20 protein-coding genes are annotated in these 17,493 nt (G+C 72.6%); 6 read left to right on the forward strand and 14 right to left on the reverse strand.

All coding sequences use genetic code 11. The features are described from left to right. The coding region (locus EAO73_RS28885) for a hypothetical protein (protein WP_224756509.1) at positions 1 to 302 on the reverse strand (302 nt) is incomplete at its 3' end. Positions 303 to 369: 67 nt separating this feature from the next. Here EAO73_RS28885 and EAO73_RS28890 point away from each other — a divergent pair. Next, positions 370 to 1,137: a DUF4239 domain-containing protein gene (locus tag EAO73_RS28890; RefSeq protein WP_147974491.1), complete on the forward strand. Its 768-nt coding sequence runs from the start codon at positions 370 to 372 to the stop codon at positions 1,135 to 1,137. Positions 1,138 to 1,311: 174 nt separating this feature from the next. Then, a complete protein-coding gene (locus EAO73_RS28895) occupies positions 1,312 to 1,866 on the forward strand; it encodes a hypothetical protein (protein ID WP_147974492.1) in 555 nt (184 codons plus the stop codon). Positions 1,867 to 1,961: 95 nt separating this feature from the next. Here EAO73_RS28895 and EAO73_RS28900 read toward each other — a convergent pair whose 3' ends face one another. Next, entirely contained in the window at positions 1,962 to 2,606 is a 645-nt protein-coding gene (locus tag EAO73_RS28900) for a hypothetical protein (protein WP_147974493.1), read from the reverse strand. 313 nt (positions 2,607 to 2,919) lie between these two features. Between EAO73_RS28900 and EAO73_RS28905 the strand changes: the two genes are divergently transcribed. After that, positions 2,920 to 3,579 (forward strand): class F sortase, encoded by a 660-nt coding sequence (locus tag EAO73_RS28905; protein ID WP_147974494.1) that lies wholly within the window; start codon positions 2,920 to 2,922, stop codon positions 3,577 to 3,579. Between the two features lie 54 nt (positions 3,580 to 3,633). Here the strand turns inward: EAO73_RS28905 and EAO73_RS28910 are convergent, their stop codons facing one another. After that, positions 3,634 to 4,479 carry a polysaccharide deacetylase family protein gene (locus EAO73_RS28910; RefSeq protein WP_147974495.1) on the reverse strand — a complete coding sequence of 282 codons (846 nt, stop codon included), beginning with the start codon at positions 4,477 to 4,479 and terminating at the stop codon, positions 3,634 to 3,636. Between the two features lie 180 nt (positions 4,480 to 4,659). Between EAO73_RS28910 and EAO73_RS28915 the strand changes: the two genes are divergently transcribed. Together EAO73_RS28915 and EAO73_RS28920 are read left to right on the forward strand one after the other, a co-directional pair. Then, positions 4,660 to 5,121, forward strand: coding sequence for a universal stress protein (locus tag EAO73_RS28915; RefSeq protein WP_026243150.1), 462 nt, complete (start codon positions 4,660 to 4,662; stop codon positions 5,119 to 5,121). A gap of 186 nt (positions 5,122 to 5,307) precedes the next feature. After that, complete coding sequence (locus EAO73_RS28920) at positions 5,308 to 5,877, forward strand: sigma-70 family RNA polymerase sigma factor (RefSeq protein WP_147974496.1); 570 nt, start codon at positions 5,308 to 5,310, stop codon at positions 5,875 to 5,877. Here the strand turns inward: EAO73_RS28920 and EAO73_RS28925 are convergent. Further along, positions 5,811 to 6,008 carry a zf-HC2 domain-containing protein gene (locus EAO73_RS28925; protein WP_147974497.1) on the reverse strand — a complete coding sequence of 66 codons (198 nt, stop codon included), beginning with the start codon at positions 6,006 to 6,008 and terminating at the stop codon, positions 5,811 to 5,813. The two genes, EAO73_RS28920 and EAO73_RS28925, sit on opposite strands and share 67 nt — an antisense overlap. A 129-nt stretch (positions 6,009 to 6,137) precedes the next feature. Here EAO73_RS28925 and EAO73_RS28930 point away from each other — a divergent pair, with 129 nt between their 5' ends. Beyond that, positions 6,138 to 6,641, forward strand: a complete 504-nt coding sequence (locus EAO73_RS28930; RefSeq protein WP_147974498.1) for a hypothetical protein — start codon at positions 6,138 to 6,140, stop codon at positions 6,639 to 6,641. Positions 6,642 to 6,662: 21 nt separating this feature from the next. Here EAO73_RS28930 and EAO73_RS28935 read toward each other — a convergent pair whose 3' ends face one another. The 10 genes from EAO73_RS28935 to EAO73_RS28980 all read right to left on the reverse strand — a co-directional run bounded on the left by EAO73_RS28935 (position 6,663) and on the right by EAO73_RS28980 (position 17,323). Then, positions 6,663 to 7,853, reverse strand: coding sequence for a sensor histidine kinase (locus tag EAO73_RS28935; RefSeq protein WP_147974499.1), 1,191 nt, complete (start codon positions 7,851 to 7,853; stop codon positions 6,663 to 6,665). After that, positions 7,850 to 9,331, reverse strand: a complete 1,482-nt coding sequence (locus EAO73_RS28940; RefSeq protein ID WP_147974500.1) for a cation acetate symporter — start codon at positions 9,329 to 9,331, stop codon at positions 7,850 to 7,852. Before EAO73_RS28940 ends, EAO73_RS28935 begins: the two co-directional genes overlap by 4 nt. Next, complete coding sequence (locus EAO73_RS28945; protein WP_147974501.1) at positions 9,328 to 9,690, reverse strand: hypothetical protein; 363 nt, start codon at positions 9,688 to 9,690, stop codon at positions 9,328 to 9,330. Before EAO73_RS28945 ends, EAO73_RS28940 begins: the two co-directional genes overlap by 4 nt. A 64-nt stretch (positions 9,691 to 9,754) precedes the next feature. Then, positions 9,755 to 10,507, reverse strand: a complete 753-nt coding sequence (locus tag EAO73_RS28950; RefSeq protein ID WP_147974502.1) for a LytR/AlgR family response regulator transcription factor — start codon at positions 10,505 to 10,507, stop codon at positions 9,755 to 9,757. Positions 10,508 to 10,546: 39 nt separating this feature from the next. Next, positions 10,547 to 11,407 (reverse strand): Fpg/Nei family DNA glycosylase, encoded by an 861-nt coding sequence (locus tag EAO73_RS28955; RefSeq protein ID WP_147974503.1) that lies wholly within the window; start codon positions 11,405 to 11,407, stop codon positions 10,547 to 10,549. Between the two features lie 33 nt (positions 11,408 to 11,440). After that, positions 11,441 to 12,298 (reverse strand): amidohydrolase family protein, encoded by an 858-nt coding sequence (locus tag EAO73_RS28960; RefSeq protein ID WP_147974504.1) that lies wholly within the window; start codon positions 12,296 to 12,298, stop codon positions 11,441 to 11,443. A 1-nt stretch (position 12,299) separates the two neighbouring features. Beyond that, complete coding sequence (locus EAO73_RS28965; protein WP_147974505.1) at positions 12,300 to 12,611, reverse strand: L-rhamnose mutarotase; 312 nt, start codon at positions 12,609 to 12,611, stop codon at positions 12,300 to 12,302. A 1-nt stretch (position 12,612) separates the two neighbouring features. Then, on the reverse strand, positions 12,613 to 13,596 hold the full coding sequence (locus EAO73_RS28970; RefSeq protein ID WP_147974543.1) for an aldo/keto reductase: 984 nt from the start codon (positions 13,594 to 13,596) through the stop codon (positions 12,613 to 12,615). A 128-nt stretch (positions 13,597 to 13,724) separates the two neighbouring features. Beyond that, on the reverse strand, positions 13,725 to 15,107 hold the full coding sequence (locus EAO73_RS28975) for a wax ester/triacylglycerol synthase family O-acyltransferase (RefSeq protein ID WP_147974506.1): 1,383 nt from the start codon (positions 15,105 to 15,107) through the stop codon (positions 13,725 to 13,727). 149 nt (positions 15,108 to 15,256) lie between these two features. Beyond that, positions 15,257 to 17,323 (reverse strand): SpoIIE family protein phosphatase, encoded by a 2,067-nt coding sequence (locus tag EAO73_RS28980; protein WP_191134274.1) that lies wholly within the window; start codon positions 17,321 to 17,323, stop codon positions 15,257 to 15,259. Between the last annotated feature and the right edge of the window lie 170 nt (positions 17,324 to 17,493).

Here is a 17,493-nt window from a genome sequence, read left to right on the forward strand (position 1 = left end):
GCCCCAACGGCCGCGACGCCCGCCGCACCACCGTCGCCGTCCTCGCCCTCATCGGCGTCTTCTACCTCCTGCCGCCCGTCTACGGAGCGCTCGGCCGGCTTTACGCCCCCGAGCTGATCCACGGCGGCGACGCGGACGCCGCCGTGCTCCCCCACACCGAAGCCCGAGCCGAAACCGAAGCCCTCGCCGTCGCCGTCCGTGCGTCCCTCGCCGTCGGTCCACGTAGCGCTCCCCGCGTACCGCCGCCCCGTGCGGAAGACACCGGAGCGCCACACCTCCTTGGTCACACTCACCCTGGTCATCACCGCCCCCGCCGTGTTCGCCGTCGCCGTACTGCGGCCCCGTTCCCGATGAACCCCGGAGACGCTCATGTCGGAATGGCTCGTTCTCACCCTCGCCATGGTCGCGGCCACCGCCGTCGTCCTGACCATCGCCGTCCTCAGCAACCGCAGGCTCCCGGAGGACGACGACCCGTCCGAAACCCCCGACGTCATCGAGTACATGACGATGATGATCGGCGTGATCTACGCGATCGTGCTGGGCCTCGCCATCGCAGGAGTCTGGGAGGGCCGGAGTGCCGCGCAGGAGTACGTACGCCAGGAGGCCCAGGCCCTGCACGAGGTGAGCGCGCGTTCCTCCGTCTATCCGCAGGAGGTGCGCACCCGTATCCGGGCTGATATCGACGCGTACGTGAGCTATGTGGTGCACGACGAGTGGCGGACCATGACGAAGCACGGGACGCTCAGCGACCGCGGGGCCGAGCTGCTCGACAAGGTGCGCGCCGACGTCACGGACTACCGGCCGGCGACGGACCACGAGGGCGAGGCGTACCAGCCGCTGGTCGACCAGGTGTCCGCCGCCGACGACGCCCGCAGCTCGCGCGGACAGAGCGCCGGCGCCACCATGCCCGGGGTGGTGTGGTTCGGGCTGATCATCGGCGCCCTGGTGACCGTCGGACTGATCTTCACGCTCCAGATCCGCCGGACCTTCAGGGAACTCCTGCTGGCGGGCCTCTTCAGTGTGCTGATCGCCTTCCTCCTCTTCCTGATCTGGGACTTCGACTCACCGTTCGGGCGGGGCTTCTCGGCCACCGCCGCACCCTTCCTCGATCTCTTCCCGGGAGCGGCGGGCGGGTAGCGGACGCCCCGTCCGGACCGGTGCGCCGCCCGGGGGACAGCGGTGCCCCATTCGCCGGACCCCGATCGCGGGCGAAATGCACCACTTCTAGCGTGGGACCCATTCGAGGTGCATTTCTGACGCTTTGTGGAAATCCGTTCCGCAGCTGCTCCTCGGGGACCCGGAGGATTCACCATGCGCGCAATACGTGTCGCCCCCGTCGCTCTGCTCGGCGCCGCAGCACTCGCTCTCACCGCCCCGGCCGTGACCGCGTATGCCGCGACCACGGGCGGACCGTCGGGCGGCGGAAACGGATACACCGTCACGCCGTCGGTGGTCGCGCCCGGGGGCAAGGTCACCCTGGCGGCCCGGGGGTGCTCGACGACCGCCACGGCGTCGTCGGGGGTCTTCGACACCGTCACCATCCCGGCGAACGGCAGCAGCCAGGCCACCGTCGACTGGGACGCCAAGCCGGGCGCCGCCTACGAGGTGACGTTCATCTGCAACACCTCACCCAGCTCCACGGCCAAGGTGAATCTCACGATCAGCGCGGCCACGGGCACGCCCACCACGAGCTCGACGAGCACGGGCGCGGCCACGGCCTCGCCGGCCGGGGTGCAGGGCGGTCTCGGCGGCAGCATCGACAGCGCGAACTCCGGTGAGATCGTGGCGGGCACCGCGCTCGCCGTGGCCGCCGGTGCCGGTGTCGTGTTCTTCGTGCGTCGCCGCAGGGAGAGCCGCTCGCACTGACCGGTACGAGCGGATGGGCAACGAGAGTCGCCCCGGGTCCTGTCACAGGACTCGGGGCGACTTCGGTTATCGGTCCGGCGGAGGCGTCCTTGCGGTCAGGCCGCCCCATGACCCGTCCTGCGGCGGCGCATGACGTACATGCCCCCGCCGAGGGCCGCCGAGGCGACGAGGCCCGCGCCGACACCCATTTCCGCCGGGGTGGCGGCCATCGAGCCGCCGAGCCCGCCCTGGGCGCCCCGGCTGTCGAGCACGGTGAAGCGGTGGCCGGCCGTCCGGTCGGTGCCGTCGCAGCGGACCGTCAGGTTGTACGTGCCGGGGGTCGCGTCGTTGAAGATGCGGACCCGGGCGTGGCCGACCCGGCCGGCCGAGAGCCGGGTGGTCCGGAAGGCGTTGGACGAGACGCTGCCGCCCCGGCCGCAGCCCTCGGCGCTGACCTGCATGGCCGCGCCCTGGTGCACGCGCTCGGGGTCGACGGTCACGTTGTTCGGGCCGTTGTTGCGCCCGTTGTTGTTCCCGTTCCCGTTGCCGTTGTTGTTCCCGTTGTTGTTGCCGTTCCCGTTGCCGTTGTTGTTGCCGTTGTTCCAGCCGTCCGGGTCGTTCCAGTCGTTCTGGTTGTTCCCGTTGTTCTGGTTGTTGTTCTGGTTGTTCCCGACGTCTCCGCCGGCGGCCGCCATCGGGGCACCGACCCCGAGGGCGGCGACGGCGGCCGCGGCGACAACGAGAGCGCGTGTAGCACGCATCGTTCGAACCTCCACCGGGAAGCGCCCCGGGGCTCTGTGCACCGGTATGGATCGACGAGAACGCCTCCCATGACGAACCCTCACCAGATCCTTGATCCACCGCATTTCGGCACTGCTCCACACCGGTGATCCGACACGCCGCGCGAACGGCCCTGCGGCTGACGGACTCGCAGGTCACGGGCCGTCAGAAGTTTTATCTCCGCGCTACTCCGATAAGCATCCGGGTGCGTCGCCGCCACCCGTTCGCCCTTCTCTGATCGCCGCCCGGTCGCACCGCGCCTAGCGTTCTGCTCGTCGCGACGAAGGGAGAACCATGGGCCGGGACAACTGGCGACCGGAACGGATCAGATACTCGCCCTGGGGCGCGCTCGCCCTGGCGGCCCTCACCGGTCTGGCACTGATGCGCAACGGAGCCGACTTCTCCCCCGGCCCGCCGCAGCCGGTCGCCGCCGCTTCGGTGGGCCACCAGAAGAACGCCCCCGTCGCCCCGGTGGCGGGCCCGGCGGTCAAGCCCCTCCCCTACGCGCCCGTCGCCCGTGTGGCCATCCCCTCGATCCAGGTCGACGCACCGGTCATCGACGTGAACCTGGACCCGGACGGCTGGATCGAGACCCCGCCACCGGAGGACCCCAACCTGGCGGGCTGGTACCAGAACGGCATCGCCCCGGGTCAGACCGGCACCTCCGTCATCGTCGGCCATGTCGACAACAAGGCGGGCCCCGCGGTGTTCTACGGCCTGGGCTCGCTGAAGAAGGGCGACCACGTCGAGGTGGACCGCAGCGACGACCGGGTGGCCGTCTTCGAGGTGTACGGGGTCGAGGTCTTCGCCAAGAACGACTTCCCCGGCGCCCGGGTGTACGGCGACACCGGGCAGGCCGAGCTGCGGGTCATCACCTGCGGCGGCGGCTACACCAAGGCCAACGGATACGACGGCAACGTGGTGGTCTTCGCGCGCCTGGTGGACACCCGCTGAACGCCGGGGTCCGTCGGGCCGGTCCACGGGTACCGGCCCGACGGACCGCGGCGTTCACCGCCGTTGCGGCACCGTGAGCCGGTATCCGTCGTCCAGCAGCTCCGGCAGATACCGGCGCAGCGCCGCCACGCTCTGCGAGCGGTTGCCGCCCGCGTCGTGCGCGAGCACCACGACGCCGGGCCCCGCCCCCTGCCTCACCCGCCGGACGATGGTGTCGGTGCCGGGCACGGTCCAGTCCAGCGTGTCCACGGTCCAGGCCATCGGCTCCATGCCCAGGGCGGCGCCGATCTCGAAGGAGTTGCGGTTCCAGGCCCCGTAGGGCGCGCGGTACCAGAGCGGCGCCTCGCCGGTGATCTCCTCGATGACGTCGCTGGTACGGCCCAGCTCGTCGGTGGTCCCGGCCCGGGAGAGCCTGGTGACCAGCGGGTGCGTCCACGAGTGGTTCCCGAGGGTGTGCCCCTCGTCGGCGATCCGGCGGACGAGGTCTCGGTTGTCGTTCGCCATCTCCCCGCAGAGGAAGAACATGGCCCGTACGCCGTGCTCGCGCAGGGTGTCCAGGATGTGCGGGGTGTAGAGCGGATCGGGGCCGTCGTCGAAGGTCAGCACCATGGCACGGCCCACGTCGGTCAGCTGCTCGAACGGCCGGGTGCGGACCGGCGGAGCCGCCGGACGGTAGCGCAGCGGCGCGTGTCCCGTCATGGGCTGGAGCCGGTAGGCCAGGGGCCGGGCACGGAAGGCGGCGGCCTGCGATCCGGCCGCCCCCGGCACGGGGTTCGCCGGTTGACGGGCCGGGGAGGTGCCGGGGTCCGCGACGACCAGGCCCACGGCGGTGGCGGCTCCCAGGCCCGCGGCCAGCCGCAGGACGGTTCTGCGCGGGGTCGGCCTGTGATCACTCTTCATCCCCCACTGCTCGCACGTCCGCCGGGCGACCCGCTTCAGCGACACCGCTCGCCAGGTGTTTCGCACCCGGATGGCGGGAACGACCCGGATGGCGGGAACGCGTCCGCACACCCGGTGAGCGGAGCACGGCGCCCGGGAGGCCGGGCGGGGGGCCGCGGAGCGAGCCGATAGCCTCCTGCCGTGACAGATCAGCACTCCCACCAGTTCGAACGTGGCACGGACGGCCCGAAGGTCATCGTCGCGGGCCTCGACGGTTCCGAGTCGTCGATGCGCGCCGCGGCCTACGCGGCCGGCCTCGCCCGTCGCCAGAGGGCCATGCTGGCCCTGGTGTACGTCCAGCCCGTGCTGGCGGCGGGAGCGGCGCTCGGGGCTCCGGTCGGTGACGCGACCGCCGAGGTGGCGGAGGGCCTGGTGGAGGAGATCCGGGCGTCGACGGCCCGGATGAAGGACATATGGGATGTGCGCTGGGAGTTCCACACCTTCCGCGGTGACCCCTACAACGGTCTGGTGACCGCCGCCGACGAACTCAAGGCGGACGCCGTCGTGGTGGGCGCGTCGGAATCGGCGGGCCACCGCTTCATCGGCTCGGTGGCCGTCCGTCTGGTGAAGGCGGGTCGCTGGCCGGTCACCGTCGTGCCGTAGCCCTCCCCGCCGTGGTTCCGCGGCCCCGCCCCGGGTGCCGTCCGACCGCTCACCGCACCATTCGCCGCTCTGAGCGACCGCTCGTCGCACGGAGCCGCGTTTGTCCTGTTCCTCGTGGCCTGAATGCGCTCGTATACGCCAGGTCGGCAACGAGGCGGCAGGAACTTGGCGGGAAGGGCGTTCACCATGACCACGACGACGACCGATGAGCGGGCCCTCGCCGAGCTCCAGCGTGAACACGGGCCGGCCCTGTTCCACTTCCTGCTCGGCCTGACGTTCGGCGACCGGCAGCGCGCCGAGGACCTGCTCCAGGAGACGCTGGTGCGGGCGTGGCAGCACCCGGAGGCCTTCGACGGCCCGTACGAGTCGATGCGGCCCTGGCTGTTCACCGTCGCGCGCCGGCTGGCGATCGACGCCCGGCGCTCCCGGCTGGCCCGTCCGGCCGAGGTCAGCGACGTGGTCCTGGAATGCGCCCCGGCCGGGGGCGACACCGCGGAGTCCGCGGTCGCGGCGCTCGATGTCCGCGAGGCGGTGCGTGCCCTGAGTCCGGAGCACCGGTCGGTCCTCGTGCAGATCTACTTCCGGGGGCTGAGCGTGGGCGAGACCGCCGAGGTGCTGGGGATACCGGCGGGCACGGTCAAGTCGCGTTCGTACTATGCGCTGCGGCTGCTCTCCGGGCGCCTTCCCGGCTACTCCAGCAGGTCCTCCTCCCGCAGCAGCGCCAGCAGTTCCGCGGCCTCCGCGGTCGCCGCGTAGTCGGCGGCGCACCGGTCGCAGCCGCGCAGGTGACGGGCGACCGCGCGGGCCTCGCCGTCGGTCAGCGCGTCCAGGACATAGGCACCGAGCGACTGCCGCACGTGCGGTCCCTCCCCGGGGTCGGCGGTCATCGACACCTCATGTCTGTGACGGATCGGGTCCGGCGGATCCTGCTCTTCTGGCCACGCGGGGCGCGCTCCCCCGGTTCAATGCTGCGTGGACCGTACGGCCCACGAGAACGAGGAATGAGGCGATACGGGATGCCTCCGGAACGTCATGAGGGGTCCGGCGAGGGCGAGCTGTCGGTGCCGATGGCCTGGATGTACGCGGAGTACCTCGCCGACGAACTGCTGCGCACCGGCGACCTGATGGAGCCGGCGACGCTGGAGTACCGGGCGGGCCGGGACGCGCTGGCGCTGACCATCTTCCTGCTGGACGGTGCGGTGGCCGGGCGGTTGCCGGCCGCGCGGGTGGACGAGCTGCGCCTGCTCACCGCATACGGGGCTTCCTGGCGCGGCTGGGTGTGCGAGCGGCTGCACGCCCCGGCACGGTCCTGCACGGGCGCGGACCTGGCGCTGGCGCGGGCGGCCTGGCGTTGGCTGGAGGAGACGGAGCTGCTCGCGGCCGACCTGGAGGCCATCGGCCCGCCGCCGTGGGGGCCGGCGGACGGCGCGGAGCGGGACGTCGAGGAGGCCGTACAGGTATGGACCCCGGCATGGCAGCTGGGCCTGCCGCTGGGGCATCTCGCGGTGCACCTGTACTGAAGCGTCGGTGACGGCGTCCGGTCAGGAACCGTGCACCCCGGCGCGGTACTTCGGCAGCCGTACGGTGATCCGCATCCCGGCGCCGATGCCCGTCTCGATGACGAGCCCGTACTCGTCCCCGTACACCTGGCGGAGCCGTTCGTCGACGTTGAGCAGGCCGATGCCGGTGGACTTGCCGCCCTCGCCGCGCAGGATGTGGCGCAGCCGCTGGGGGTCCATGCCGGTGCCGTCGTCCTCGATGACGACCTCGGCCTCGGAGCCGGCGTCCAGGGCGCTGATGGTGATGCGGCTGGAGGTGACGGCGCCTTCGAGGCCGTGTTTGACGGCGTTCTCGACGAGGGGCTGGAGGCAGAGGAAGGGCAGGGCGACGGGCAGGACCTCGGGGGCGACCTGGAGGGTGACGGAGAGCCGTTCGCCGAAGCGGGCGCGGACCAGGGCGAGGTACTGGTCGATGGAGTGCAGTTCGTCGGCGAGGGTGGTGAAGTCGCCGTGGCTGCGGAACGAGTAGCGGGTGAAGTCCGCGAACTCCAGCAGTAGTTCGCGGGCCTGTTCCGGGTCGGTGCGGACGAAGGAGGCGATGGCGGCCAGCGAGTTGAAGATGAAGTGCGGGGAGATCTGCGCGCGCAGGGCCCTGATCTCGGCCTCGATGAGCTGGGTGCGCGAGCGGTCGAGTTCGGCCAGTTCCAGCTGGACGCAGACCCAGCGGGCGACCTCGCCCGCTGCACGGGCCAGGACGGCCGACTCACGCGGGGCGTAGGCGACAAGGGTGCCGAGGACCCGGTGGTCGACGGTCAGGGGCACGGCGACGGCCCACCTCAGTGGGCAGTCCAGGTCCTCGCAGTCGCTGCGGAAGGCGGTGTCGCGGCCGGTCTCCAGGACGCCCGCGACCTGGTCCATGACGTGCCGGCCGTGGTGGTCGCCCTCGCCGTCCCAGACCAGGACCCCGTCGCGGTCGGTGAGGCACAGCGCGTCGGTGCCCAGCAGAGAGCGCAGCCGGCGGGCCGACCGGCGGGCGCTGTCCTCGGTGAGCCCGGCGCGCAGGGGTGGCGCGGCCAGGGACGCGGTGTGCAGGGTCTCGAAGGTGGCGTGCTCCACGGGCGTACCGACATCGCTGGTGCGTACGGGTCTGGCGGTGCGGCGGCCGAGCAGCAGGCCGCCTCCGAACAGCAGGAGGGCGAGCAGCACGATGACGGCGTATCCGGCCCCGGTCACCGGTGCCTCCCGGTGGTGAGTGCTTCGGGCAGGTGGAAGCGGGTCATGGCGGCGTTGGTGCCGGGGGGTATCCGGCTCGGTGTGGCGAGCGAGACCAGGATCATGGCGAGGAAGCCGACGGGTACGGACCAGACGGCGGGCCAGGCCAGCAGCGCGTGGGGCCAGCCGGGCGGGCGTACCGCGCCGCTGACCGTGATGGCGACGGACAGCAGCGCCGAGCCGCCGCCCAGCAGGAGGCCGGCGACGGCTCCGGGCGGGGTGAGTCTGCGCCACCAGATGCCGAGGACCAGCAGCGGGCAGAAGGAGGAGGCGGAGACGGCGAAGGCCATGCCCACGGAGTCGGCGACGGGGACCCTGCTGACCATCAGCGAGCCGGCCAGCGGCACGGAGATGGCGAGGACGGTGGCCAGCCGGAAGTGCCGGACCCCGCGCGAGGGCAGCACGTCCTGGGTGATGACCCCGGCGACGGCCATGGTCAGCCCGGACGCGGTGGACAGGAACGCGGCGAACGCGCCGCCGGCGACGAGCGCGCCGAGCAGGTCGCCGCCGATTCCGCCGATGACCCGGCCGGGCAGCAGGAGCACGGCGGCGTCCGCGTCGCCGCCGTGGATCAGCTCGGGGGCGTAAAGCCGGCCGAGCGCTCCGTAGACGGGCGGCAGGAGGTAGAAGACGCCGATGAGGGCGAGGACGGCGACGGTGGTGCGGCGGGCGTCGCGGCCGTTGGGGCTGGTGTAGAAGCGGACGACGACGTGCGGCAGTCCCATGGTGCCGAGGAAGGTGGCGACGATGAGGCCGTAGGTGGCGTACAGCGGGTGGTCGGCGCGGAAGGGGGAGAGCTGTTCGTCGAAGCTGATGCGGGGCTGTCCGTCGCCCTGCCAGGCCAGCACCAGGAAGATCGCAGGGACCAGGAGCGCGGTCAGCTTCAGCCAGTACTGGAAGACCTGCACGAAGGTGATCGAGCGCATGCCGCCGGCGGCGACGGCGAGGACCACGACGGAGGCGACCAGCACGTCGCCGAGCCAGCCGGGCGCCCCGGTGAGGATCTTGAGGGTGAGTCCCGCGCCCTGGAGCTGGGGCACGAGGTAGAGCCAGCCCGCGCCGACGACGAGCACGCTGACGAGTCTGCGCACCTGCCGGGACTCCAGGCGCCCTTCGGCGAAGTCGGGCAGGGTGTACGCCCCCGAGCGGCGCAGCGGGGCGGCGACGAAGACCAGCAGGACCAGGTAACCGGCGGTGTAGCCGACCGGGTACCAGAGCATGTCGGGCCCGTGGACGAGGACCAGGCCCGCGATGCCGAGGAAGGAGGCGGCGGAGAGGTATTCGCCGCTGATCGCGGCGGCGTTGAGCCGGGGGCGGACGGTGCGGGAGGCCACGTAGAAGTCGGAGGTGGTGCGGGAGATGCGCAGTCCGAATCCGCCGACGAGGACGGTCGCCAGGACGACGACGGCGACGGCCGTCACCGCGTACGTGCGGCTCACGGGGCGGGGCGGCCTTCCACGAGCCGGGCGAAATCGCTCTCGTTGCGCTCGGCACGGCGCACGTACCACCAGGCGAGCAGGGTGAGCGGCGGGTAGGCGGCGAAGCCGAGGACGGCCCAGACGACGGCGGAACTGTGCAGGGCCTCGAAGACGAGGGGCAGGGTCCCCACGACGGCGGCGAGGACCGCGAAGGCGGTCAGCCCGGCCCGCAGCTGTCCGCGCATCAGCGAACGGACGTAGGCGCCACCGAGCGCGGTCTGCTCGTCGATCTCCGACTGGGTGCGGTAGCGCGGCAGCGGGCGCACCCGCCGGGGCTCCCCCGTCACCACTTCGCGCCGGGGTATGGGCTCTGCGGACATGGGGCCGGAGTGTAGGCGGCACCCGGCCCCGCTGGGAAGGGGGTTGGATCGGGGTAGCCGCTGGTCAGCGGCCGGTCCGGCGCATCAGGAGGTCGCGCAGCGCGCGGGTGTGGCGGCGGCTGACGGCGAGTTCGGCGGTGCCGATGCGCACGCTCATGCTGCCGGCATCCAGACGCAGTTCGTCGATCCGGCCGAGGGCTACGAGGTGGCGGCGGTGGATGCGGACGAAGCCCCGGGTGCGCCAGCGCTCCTCCAGGGTGGTCAGGGGGACGCGCACGAGGTGGCTGCCGGTGGCGGTGTGCAGCCGGGCGTAGTCGCCCTGGGCCTCTGCGTAGGCGATGTCGTCGATCGGGATGAAGCGGATGACGCCGCCCAGTTCGACGGGTATCTGGTCGTGTGCGGTGTCGTGGACGGGGGCGGAGCGGTCCCCGACCTGCTCGGCGACGCGCCGCACGGCCTCGGCGAGGCGTTCGCGGCGGACCGGTTTGAGGACGTAGTCGACGGCCTTGAGGTCGAAGGCGTGCACGGCGAAGCCCTCGTGGGCGGTGACGAAGACGATGAGCGGCGGCGCGGCGAAGCCGGCGAGGAGCTGGGCGACGTCGAGGCCGGTCAGCCCGGCCATGTGGATGTCGAGGAAGACGACGTCGATGGCGGACGGGTCGTCGGGCCCCGCGTCGACGGCGCCGCCGATGCGGCGCAGCGCCTCGGTGGCCCCGGTGGCTCCCTCGGCGCTGCGGATGCGGGGGTCGGCGCGCAGGAGGTAGAGGAGTTCCTCCAGTGCGGGTTCTTCGTCGTCGACGGCGAGTACGCGGAGCATGAGGCCGGAGTGTAGGGCCTGTCCCTGCCGATGGCTCCCCTACTTGAGGAGCCTGGACATACGGCGGTCCGCGAGCGGTTTGCCGCCCGTCTGGCAGGTAGGGCAGTACTGGAGCGAGGAGTCGCTGAAGGAGACCTCGCGGACGGTGTCCCCGCAGACCGGGCAGGCCTGTCCGGTGCGTCCGTGGACGCGCATCGCGCTCTTCTTCTCGGCCTTCAGCCGGCCCGCCTCGACGCCGCCGGAGCGTGCGACGGCGTCCAGCAGCGTGGAGCGCATCGCGTCGTGGAGCCGGGTGATCTCGTCGTCGGTGAGGTTCGCAGTGAGCTTGAACGGCGACATCTTCGCTACGTGCAGGATCTCGTCGCTGTAGGCGTTGCCGATGCCGGCGATGAGGGACTGGTCGCGCAGGGCGCCCTTGATCTGGCGCCGTTCCCCGGCGAGCAGTGCGGCGAACGCGTCCCGGTCGAACCCGGGGCCGAGCGGATCGGGCCCGAGGCGGGCGATCCCGGGCACCTCGGCGGGATCGTGGACCAGGTGGACGGCGAGGCGTTTGGTGGTGCCGGCCTCGGTGAGGTCGAAGCCGTCGCCGCCGGTGAGGACGGTACGCAGGGCGAGCGGGCCCTTGCCGGGGCGGGGCGGGGCCGCCGGGAAGGCGTCGTTCCAGCGGAGCCAGCCGGCCCGCGCGAGGTGGGTGATCAGGTGGAGCGGGCCGACGCCGATGTCGAGGAACTTCCCGTGCCGCCGTACGTCGGTGACCGTGCCGCCGTGCAGGGCGGTGAGCGGCGGGTCGTACGTCTTGAGGACGCTGATGGCGAGCGGCAGGACGCGGTCGATCTCCTTGCCGACGAGGTGGTCGTCGAGGAAGAGCCGCAGGGCTTCGACTTCCGGCAGTTCAGGCATGGTCCCAGCCTGCCGCAGCCCCGCCCGGGACGCCTACCGAAGGCCGTACACGCGTTCGGCGGTGGTGGCGAGCACAGCGTCCCGATCCCCCTCGCCCAGGCCCTCGATCAGGGCGCGGGCGGTGTCCAGGACCTCTCCGTACGTCGCCGCGAGCCGGCACACCGGCCAGTCGGAGCCGAACATGAGCCGACCGGGTCCGAAGGCGTCGATGACGGCCTCGGCATAGGGGCGCAGGTCGTCGGTGCTCCAGGTGCGCCAGTCCGCCTCGGTGACGAGTCCGGAGAGCTTGCAGACGGTGTTGGGGAGGGCGGCGAGGGCGCGCAGATCGTCCGCCCAAGGGTGGGTCCGCCCGGTGGCCACAGGTGGCTTTCCCGCGTGGTCGAGCACGAACACGAGGCCGGGGAGCGCGGCGGCCGCCCGGGTGGCGGCGGGCAGCTGGTGGGGCAGGATCACCAGGTCGTAGACGAGCCCGGCGTCGGCCACGGCGGCCAGGCCGCGCAGCACGTCGGGCCGCAGCAGCCAGTCGGGATCGGGTTCGCCCTGGACCTGGTGACGCAGGCCGACGAGCCGGTCGCCGCCGGGGAGTTCGCGCAGGGCGGCCAGGGTGTCGGCGATGTCCGGTGCCGTGAGGTCGCTCCAGCCGACGACGCCGGCGACCAGGTCGCTGCCGTCGGCGAGCGCGAGGAACTCGGGCGTCTCCGCAGCCACGGTGACGGTCTGGACGAGCACGGTGGCGCCCACCCCGGCCGCGCGGGCCTCGGGTTCCAGGTCGGCGAGGGTGAAGTCGCGGCGCAGGGGGGCCAGCGCCTCGCCGGTGATCCACTCCTGGTCGCGCACCGAGAGGTCCCACACATGGTGGTGGGCGTCGACGACGCGGGGCCGGGCGCTCATCTCACAGCTCCCAGACGACGGGGAGCCCGGCTTCGGCGCCCTCGGCCGAGTAGTCGTGGGCGACGTCCAGAAGCTCGTCCATCCGGGCCTGCCAGGTGACGTTGACGGGCAGCCGCTCCAGTTCGGCGAGGAGGCGTGCGTAGTCGTCGCACTCGATGAGGTGGAAGAGGTCGGTGCCGCTGCGCCAGATCGTCCAGGAGCCGGCGCCCGCCGCCCGGATCGCGCGGGTCAGCTCCGGCGGGACCTCGCGGTGCGCGGCCTCGTACGCGGCGACGCGGTCGGCGCGGACCTTGGTGTGCAGGGCGATACGCATGTCAGTGTCCGTTCCCGGGCAGCAGGCCCTGGTCGCGCAGGTCGTCCCAGAGCGCGTCGGGGATCGCCCGGTTCAGCTGTGCGGCGGCGTCGCGCACCTCGTCCGGGGAGCGGGTGCCGACGAGCACCCCGGCGACGGCCGGGTGGGTGAGCGGGTAGTGCAGGGCGGCGGCTCGCAGCGGCACACCGTGGGCCTCGGTGACGCCCTTCAGGCGCAGGGCCCGGTCCAGCAGGTTCAGCGGGGCGGTGGCGTAGTCGTAGGTGGCGCCGGGGCGCGGGTCCGCGAGAAGGCCCGAGTTGAAGACCCCGCCGACGACGATGCTCCGGCCCCGTGCGAAGGCGGCCGGCAGGAGGTCGCCGAGGGCCGCCTGGTCGAGGAGGGTGAACCGGCCGGCGCACAGGACCACGTCGACATCGGTGTCGCGTACGAAGCGGGTCAGCATCGCGGTCTGGTTCATGCCCGCGCCGATCGCCCCGACGACCCCTTCGGCGCGCAGCTTCTCCAGTTCCGGGTACGCCTCGCGGAAGGCGGGTTCGGCGTGGTCGTCGGGATCGTGGAGGTAGGCGATGTCGATGCGGTCGAGGCCGAGGCGGTCGAGGCTGTCCTCGATGCTGCGGCGGACGCCGGCGGCGCTGAAGTCCCAGCGGCGGCGGTGCGTGGCGCGTACGGCGAAGCCCTCGGAAAGTCCGTCGGAGGCGGCGGTCGCCCCGGGCGGGAGCGGGTCGAGCACGCGGCCGACCTTGGTGGAGAGCGTGTAGGCGTCACGCGGGCGGTGGCGCAGTGCCTCGCCGAGGCGGCGTTCGGACAGGCCGAGTCCGTAGTGCGGCGCGGTGTCGAAGTAGCGGATGCCCACGTCCCAGGCGGCGTCCACGGCGGCGGCGGCCCGCTCCGGCTCCACCTCGCTGAAGAGGTTGCCGATGGCGGCCGCGCCGAAGGAGAGTTCGGTGATCTCGACCGCGCTGTCGCCCAGCCCGCTGCGCCGCATCCTGTCGCCGCCCTCTCCGATGATCGCTGCCACACAGCGAATATTCATCGGACCACTTGAGTGCGTCAACACCCCTGACACCACTAATCCCGGCGATCCAGGGACCACCTGTCCGATCTATGTTCTGATCATTGGCTCTCCTGCACCTCAGCGACGAGGGCGGCCATCTCCTCGTCGGCGCACCGCGCCAGCCGTTCCAGGTCGGGCAGCGCCTTGCCGTCGCCCACCAGACCGACGTGCACGCGCGAGCCGTACGTCGTCAGCGCGACGGCCAAAGACTGTCCCCGGGCCAGCGGAGCCATCGGGTAGAGCGCGCTCAGCGGGCAGCCGGCCAGCGAGAGCCGCGAGCGCGGCAGGGGCACGCTGGTGACCAGGACGTCGAAGAGCATCCGTGCCGCGCTCCCGGCGAGCGGCGCGCCGAAACGGTGCGCCAGCGGGGGCAGTTGGTCGGCCAGTACGGCGACCGCACCCGCCCCCCGCAACGGACCCGCCGCCTTGTTGCGGTCCATCGCCTCCCGCACCGCGCGCAGCCGCTCACGGGGGTCGGGCTCCGAGACGGGCAGGCCCAGGAGGTAGGCGGACAGCTGGTTGCCGGTGGCCGTGGCCGCGCCGCCCGGCCGGCGCCGCGACACGGGGACCAGGGCGCGCGGGTCGTCGCCCCGCGGGCTCTCGCCGCGCTCCAGCATCCAGCGGCGCAGCGCCCCCGCCACGACGGCGAGCAGCACATCGTTGCCGGTGCCGCCGGTCGCACGGCGGACGCGTCGCACAGCCTCCAGGTCCAGGTCGGCCGTGGCCAGCCGGCGGGTGCCGCTGGAGCCCGCCCTGAGCGCCGGTGCGCCGCGCGGGTCGAGGCGGCCGGCCCGCACGAGCGAGGCGCCGACACCGAAGGCGCGGCCCAGGTCCTCGATCCGGCCGAGGGCGAGTCCGGCGACCTGGCGCGGGCCCGGCATCCAGGACCGGGGCGGTACCGGGCGCGGCCGTGCGGCCGGACGGGTGCGGGCGGTCGCGGGGGCGATCTGGTCGAAGATCCCGGCGCCGATGGCGACCGCCCGCATTCCGTCGGCGAGCGCGTGGTGGAGCTTGACGAGCACGGCGAAGGGGCCGCCGCCGGGTCCGTCGAGGAGGTACATCTCCCAGGGCGGCAGACCCCGCGGCAGCGGCCGCTCCATCAGTTCGCCGGCCAGCCGCGTCGCGGCCTCCATGAAGTCCGCGCCGCCGGGCGCCGTCCCGTCGGCGGGCAGCCGTACGCGACGGACGTGGTGGTGCACGTCGAAGTCCGGGTCGGCGGACCAGGCCGCGCCGCCGACGGGCAGCAGGACATCGCGCACCCGCATGCGCAGCCGTGGGACGGCGGCGGCGCGGGCGCCGAGGAGTTCGAGGAGCGCGTCGGGGCCGGGGTCCGCGCCGGGCGGCGGGGCGAAGACGGCGAGCGCGCCGAGATGCATGGGGTGGGCAGCGGACTCGAGGTGCCAGAAGGCGAGATCGAGGGGTGCCAGTAGCTCAGTGCCCAACGGGTCCTCATGGTGTCGAAGAGGGGAGACCGACCAGGTCGCAGTCAATCGCCGACGGTCCATCACGGTCAAGTACCGACAGGTTACGTTCAGTTACAATCCAGTTGCGCTCAACCCCTCCTCCGTCCGGACGAAGGATCACCGCCGGGTCAGTCGCGTGGCGGAACGACGAATTCGCTCCAGACGCACTTGCCGGTCCCCCGGGACTCGACGCCCCAGGCATCCGCCAGCTGGTCGACGAGCATCAGGCCGCGGCCGGAGACCCCGGCCTCTCCGGCGTCCCGGCGGCGGGGCAGCGCGCTCGACCGGTCCTCGACGTCGACCCGCAGCCGCCGCTCGGGTCCGGTGAGCACCCGGATCGTGACGATGGCACCGCCGTCGGTGTGCATCAGGGCGTTGGTGACCAGCTCGTCGGCGGCGAGCTCGACCTCGTCGGCCCGGTCCTTGGCGCCCCAGGCCCGTACCGCCGCGCGGATCATGTGGCGCGCCGAGCTGAGCGCCTCGGGGTCGTTCTGCCCGACGTGCTGCTGGAGCCGGCCGCCCGGCTGGGGGGCCTGCGCGGCCTTGCGGCGCAGCAGCAGGATGGCCACGTCGTCCTCGCCGCCCCGCTCGTCCACCGAGACGCAGAGCCGGTCGGCGAGCCGGTCGAGATCCTGCGGGCCGTTCGTGATGAGGGAGGTGAGCCGCTGTGTGCCTTCGTCGAGATCGGCGCCCGGCAGCTCCACCAGGCCGTCGGTGAACAGCACCATGGTCTGCCCCGGGTCCAGCTCGACGGTGCCGACCGGGTATTCCAGCCGGCCGAACTCGGCGGAGAGCCCGAGCGGCAGCCCGCCCTCGGACGGCACCCGGTGGCAGCCGCCGTCGGCGTCGCGCACCAGCGGGTCGACATGGCCGGCGCGGACCAGCTGGACGACGCCGGTGGTCAGGTCGACCTCGGCGTAGGTGCAGGTCGCGAAGCGGTCGGTGTCAAGTTCGTGCAGGAAGACGGAGGCCCGCGCCATCACCGTCGCGGGGCTGTGGCCCTCGGCGGCGTACGCGCGCAGCACGATGCGGAGCTGGCCCATCACGGCCGCCGCGTGGGTGTCGTGGCCCTGGACGTCCCCGATGACGGCCCCGACCCGGCCGCCGGGCAGCGGGATGACGTCGTACCAGTCGCCGCCGATGTCCCGGCCCAGCCGTGCCGAGCGGTAGCGCACGGCGATCTGGGCGCCGGGCACATCGGGGATCCGGCGCGGCAGCATGGCCTGCTGGAGCCCTTCGGCGAGGTCGTGCTCCTGTTCATAGAGCATGGCGCGCTGGAGGCTCTGGGCGATGGAGCTGCCGAGGGCGAGCAGCAGGTTCCGCTCGTCGGCGGTGAAGCCGTCCTTGCCGCTGTAGAGCAGGCCGAGCGCGCCGATGGGACGGGCCTGGGCGATCAGCGGGAGATAGGCGGCGGACGTGATGCCGAGGTGGCTGATGTGCGGCCACAGGACGGGATACGAGGTCGCGAAGTCCTCGGCCGACTCGATGAAGCGGGGGCCGAGCGTGCGGACGACCTCGCTCATCGGGTACTGCTCGTCCGTCCGGGTGTACCGCGTGCCCGGTACGAACGAGCCCTCGGGCCCGTCGGCCACCAGATGAATGCGCCCGGCCTCGATCAGCCCCATGACCAGGCTGGTCGCGCCCAGCAGGACCATGCCCTCGGAGTTCTTGAGGACCTCGATGACGTCCTTGACGGTACGGGCGTGGGCCAGCGCGGCCGTGGTGGCGTCCACCAGGCTGGTCCGGCGCCTCAGCTCCTCGTCCAGCTCCCGGCGGGCGGCGGACTCGGCGAGCTCGGGGCCCGCGTCCCGGACGATGCCGATGATCCGGCGCGGCCGGCCGCTGTCGTCGCGCCGTACGAAGCCCTGGGTATGCGCCCAGCGCAGCGTCCCGTCGCGCGACTGGAGGCGGAAGTACGCACCGTAGTTGCTGCGGCCGCTCTTCAGCACCTCGGAGACCATGGCGTCCAGCCGGACCCCCTCGTCGGCCGGCACGCGCAGCCCGAGCGTCTGGGGCCGGTTGTCGTACTCGTCGGCGCTCAGGTCGAACACCTCGAGGGCGGGCCGGTCCATGTGCATGAGGCCGCTGTCGAGATCCCAGTCGAAGCTGCCCATTCGGTTCAGGGCGAGGCTGAGATCCGGGTGGGCGGGCCAGTCGTCCGGGAGTGACAGGGCACCCGCTACCCGATCATCCATATGCGTCACTCTGCCACTATTTGTCCGAATCTTCGACCGAACCGTCCATTTGGTGAACGTGCGATGGAACACATTCCCGGAAGCGCCGGCAGGGCCTGATCCCAAGGATTTCCGGCGTTCGAAGCCGGGGCTGAGGGCGAATACCGCCCGGTAACGCCACCCCCGCCCCG

The sequence above is a fragment of the Streptomyces sp. col6 genome, from assembly GCF_008042035.1.
Taxonomy (GTDB): Bacteria; Actinomycetota; Actinomycetes; order Streptomycetales; family Streptomycetaceae; genus Streptomyces.

What these genes read in the sequence shown, in the direction of transcription:
- EAO73_RS28945 (WP_147974501.1), bottom strand. Translation starts at nt 9,690, where the DNA reads ATGTCCGCAGAGCCCATACCCCGGCGCGAAGTGGTGACGGGGGAGCCC.
- EAO73_RS28895 (WP_147974492.1), top strand. Translation starts at nt 1,312, where the DNA reads ATGCGCGCAATACGTGTCGCCCCCGTCGCTCTGCTCGGCGCCGCAGCA.
- EAO73_RS28980 (WP_191134274.1), bottom strand. Translation starts at nt 17,323, where the DNA reads ATGGATGATCGGGTAGCGGGTGCCCTGTCACTCCCGGACGACTGGCCC.
- EAO73_RS28910 (WP_147974495.1), bottom strand. Translation starts at nt 4,479, where the DNA reads ATGAAGAGTGATCACAGGCCGACCCCGCGCAGAACCGTCCTGCGGCTG.
- EAO73_RS28900 (WP_147974493.1), bottom strand. Translation starts at nt 2,606, where the DNA reads ATGCGTGCTACACGCGCTCTCGTTGTCGCCGCGGCCGCCGTCGCCGCC.
- EAO73_RS28965 (WP_147974505.1), bottom strand. Translation starts at nt 12,611, where the DNA reads ATGCGTATCGCCCTGCACACCAAGGTCCGCGCCGACCGCGTCGCCGCG.
- EAO73_RS28955 (WP_147974503.1), bottom strand. Translation starts at nt 11,407, where the DNA reads ATGCCTGAACTGCCGGAAGTCGAAGCCCTGCGGCTCTTCCTCGACGAC.
- EAO73_RS28905 (WP_147974494.1), top strand. Translation starts at nt 2,920, where the DNA reads ATGGGCCGGGACAACTGGCGACCGGAACGGATCAGATACTCGCCCTGG.
- EAO73_RS28950 (WP_147974502.1), bottom strand. Translation starts at nt 10,507, where the DNA reads ATGCTCCGCGTACTCGCCGTCGACGACGAAGAACCCGCACTGGAGGAA.
- EAO73_RS28960 (WP_147974504.1), bottom strand. Translation starts at nt 12,298, where the DNA reads ATGAGCGCCCGGCCCCGCGTCGTCGACGCCCACCACCATGTGTGGGAC.
- EAO73_RS28920 (WP_147974496.1), top strand. Translation starts at nt 5,308, where the DNA reads ATGACCACGACGACGACCGATGAGCGGGCCCTCGCCGAGCTCCAGCGT.
- EAO73_RS28930 (WP_147974498.1), top strand. Translation starts at nt 6,138, where the DNA reads ATGCCTCCGGAACGTCATGAGGGGTCCGGCGAGGGCGAGCTGTCGGTG.
- EAO73_RS28890 (WP_147974491.1), top strand. Translation starts at nt 370, where the DNA reads ATGTCGGAATGGCTCGTTCTCACCCTCGCCATGGTCGCGGCCACCGCC.
- EAO73_RS28925 (WP_147974497.1), bottom strand. Translation starts at nt 6,008, where the DNA reads ATGACCGCCGACCCCGGGGAGGGACCGCACGTGCGGCAGTCGCTCGGT.
- EAO73_RS28970 (WP_147974543.1), bottom strand. Translation starts at nt 13,596, where the DNA reads ATGCGGCGCAGCGGGCTGGGCGACAGCGCGGTCGAGATCACCGAACTC.